The sequence below is a fragment of the Candidatus Bathyarchaeota archaeon A05DMB-5 genome (genome assembly GCA_019685655.1).
Classification (GTDB): Archaea; Thermoproteota; Bathyarchaeia; order Bathyarchaeales; family Bathycorpusculaceae; genus DSLH01.
Genome location: JABFQP010000011.1, coordinates 1 through 2,841, shown reverse-complemented (window position 1 = coordinate 2,841; position 2,841 = coordinate 1). Strand labels below are relative to the sequence as shown.

Here is a 2,841-nt window from a genome sequence, read left to right as displayed (position 1 = left end):
GCTGGCGAAGACATCAAAAGAAGGCGATGAATATGGCGAATGTTACGGCAGACCATGTGAGGAAACGTTTAGGATTAACACCCGCAGACATCAAGGATGAGGATGTCATGGCTTTCGTCGCCGAAGCAGCAGCATGGCTCAGCAGTGAAATAGGCAGAACCATCAACTACTCGGACTGCACAGAAGCAGAGGCTAACGCCATCCGAAATCTAGCAGCCATCTACTGCTACTGCTATGTCACCGGCGGAGTAGCCGTAGGCTTAGACTTCAGCATAGGCGACCTAAGGGTTTCAGAAGCAATCGCAAAACAGATAGCCTTCCTAAAAGAGCAGGTTGAACGGTTCATAAACCGAGAAGCAGCATTTCCACCAGTCACAAGCGAATAATAATGAATGTCGTGAAGTAAGCAATTGCAAAACTTTTTATTTTTGCAGTTCCTTACTATTCGTTATGAAATGGGAAAATACAGCACTAGAAATTCTCAGATCCGAGTTCAATAACAGAATTTTTAGAGCAGATGATGTGTTTAAGCTTCTGAACGAGAAAAAAGGCTACTCCAGAGGAACAGCACATCGTGTTCTCCATGACCTTTGCAAAAAGGGACTAATAGAAAGATTGGGCAGAGACATCTATAAGGTTTCAAAAATTGTTAAATTCAAAGAAACTGTGATGGTCTCAGCTAGTGTAAGCGTTGACCTTATTCCAGGCTCGCTAACTAAAGCAAGAGATTTGCTGAGAAATAAAGGAATCGAGTTCATGATTACCGGAGGCTCCTCACTCTATCGCTTTTTCCACCACCTACCCAAGCGCCTCATTCACTTGATATATGTTAAAAAAGGGTCGGGTGAAGTAGCTGTCACATTGCTAAGGGAAGCAGAAATAAGAGCCTTGCTAAATCCCAGTCTAAGCGAGATCAATGTCGCACTAGAAAATTTTCCTGAAAGAGACATTTTCGTAATAAGAGAGTTCACGGAACTTCCAAGCAACATTGATGGAAACGCAAGTATCGAGCGGGCTTTAGTGGATCTATATTTTGAAAGTACAAGGAAGAGAATACCTTTTCCCGAAGAAGAGGCAGGCAGAATTCTCTCCAAAGTATTGAGAACCGAACCCATCAATTTTAGCCATCTGCTCATGCTGGCAGCCCGAAGAGGAATAAGAGAAGAAATGGAAGCCATAGCAAAGTTTGTTCGCCCAGAGCTTCCAATAAAAGGCAAAAGTGAAAATAAATATGCAAAAAGGGTTATCGAAGCGATGGAAGTATTGCGATGAGCCTAATTCATGACGCAAAATACTTTACTCAAGAGGAAATTTTGGAAAGAGCAAGAAAATACGAATTTCCAAATCCATTAGCTGTTGAAATATTTCTATGGGACTGCGAAATTGCTGCGCAGCTTCAAGAAAAATGCGCGGACATGGTGCTTAAAGGAGGAGCAGCTGCTCAGCTGCATCTTCCCTTAGAAAAACAGAGAGGAAGTGTTGACATCGACCTAGCCACTCCTTTAAGTAAAAGTGACATCGCTGAAATTGTTCAGAGAGTAAGCCGATCCCTAGAAGGGAACATTAAGTTCGAGCTGCATAAACCGAAGAAGCCTACTCCTAAGCTTCCACTCATAACCTATTTTGCAAAATCTCCTTCCAAAACAGACCCATCAAGAAAAGAGCTGGAAATAAAAATTGACATTTTCCTTAAAAGCCCTAGATTACCTACAATAGTGCTTAATAACGTTCAGACTTTTGCAGTAGACGTCCAAAGAATGAAGTGTTTCACGGTTGGAACCCTTATTGGCGACAAGCTTCTTACACTTGCAGAAGAAAGCATAGGCATGACGATTAAGGCAGATTATCCAAAACAGATCTACGACATAGACGCACTCCTAGAAGTATGTGAAATTTCTAAGAATACTATCAACGATATGGTTAAATCCGTCAAGACACTCACAAAACTTGAGGCTTCCATTAGAAACATGAAAACCACTCCAACAGAAGCCCTTCACGATGTAATAAAAACAATGGATAAATATTCGCTGGTGGATACAAGCGGCGGCGATACAAGCATCAAAAAGAACATAGACGCATTCCAACAATTCTTCGTCAACAAGAATCAAAGAAACCCATTTTACGGGTGGAGTTCTAAGTCCCTGAAAATCAAGCTTCTTGCCACGCTAATCAGCGAATGCATTGAAAACAAATTAAGCGGATCTAACGCTGCCAAAGTTATTACTCAGTGCAAAAGCATTGCAGCAAAACTCAATCAAATCAGTGGAAAGGACGTTATCGAATTAAGGAAAAAACTCTTAGACCTTGCTCAAACAGAAATTCCCTACTTCAAGGAAATGAAAGGCAAAACGCTTGAAAGAGTCTTTTGGCAAATCGTAACATTGGAAAATCTTCAAGACATACAATCCATATTATAATATCTTTCTCCAAACAAAATTAAACACAAATTCCTCACAGACATTTTAGTTTCTAAGCATTCCGCAAGTCTTCCATGCACACACACTGCACTTCTAAACTAACATGTTCAAATTTTGTTTTAAGCAAGCCTTCACGCTATTTTTTCAGATGAAAATTGGCAAATGTTCCTGAAGCCTATTACCAGTTCATTATGCATTATGCCCCCTACTTTTATGTGATAGCCACGAAAATGGCTCAAGACCCGCCCGCTGGACAAAAGAACGTTACGGTTGCGGACGGCTCAAAATTTCAAGTTGGATATCCTGTTGAGATTAAGGATGATGCGCATAGCGAATGGAACAGGGTTGCAGCAGTAAACGGTAACGTCCTAACAATGGAGAACAATCTGCAATACACTTACTATGTTAACAAAAATGGCAGAGT

Annotated in this window: 4 protein-coding genes; all 4 read left to right on the top strand. The window is 41.0% G+C overall.

Translation table 11 applies throughout. The annotated features are described in order from the left end of the window. Nucleotides 1-32: 32 nt before the first annotated feature. A complete protein-coding gene (locus HM003_08455; protein ID MBX5329360.1) occupies nt 33-386 on the top strand; it encodes a hypothetical protein in 354 nt (117 codons plus the stop codon). A gap of 64 nt (nt 387-450) precedes the next feature. Then, entirely contained in the window at nt 451-1,272 is an 822-nt protein-coding gene (locus tag HM003_08450) for a hypothetical protein (protein MBX5329359.1), read from the top strand. Further along, nucleotides 1,269-2,417, top strand: coding sequence for a nucleotidyl transferase AbiEii/AbiGii toxin family protein (locus HM003_08445; GenBank protein ID MBX5329358.1), 1,149 nt, complete (start codon nt 1,269-1,271; stop codon nt 2,415-2,417). The genes HM003_08450 and HM003_08445 overlap by 4 nt, the downstream gene beginning before the upstream one ends. A gap of 155 nt (nt 2,418-2,572) precedes the next feature. Beyond that, nucleotides 2,573-2,841: hypothetical protein (locus HM003_08440; GenBank protein ID MBX5329357.1), on the top strand; the 269-nt coding region annotated here is incomplete at its 3' end.

What these genes read in the sequence shown, in the direction of transcription:
- HM003_08445 (MBX5329358.1), top strand. Translation starts at nt 1,269, where the DNA reads ATGAGCCTAATTCATGACGCAAAATACTTTACTCAAGAGGAAATTTTG.
- HM003_08455 (MBX5329360.1), top strand. Translation starts at nt 33, where the DNA reads ATGGCGAATGTTACGGCAGACCATGTGAGGAAACGTTTAGGATTAACA.
- HM003_08450 (MBX5329359.1), top strand. Translation starts at nt 451, where the DNA reads ATGAAATGGGAAAATACAGCACTAGAAATTCTCAGATCCGAGTTCAAT.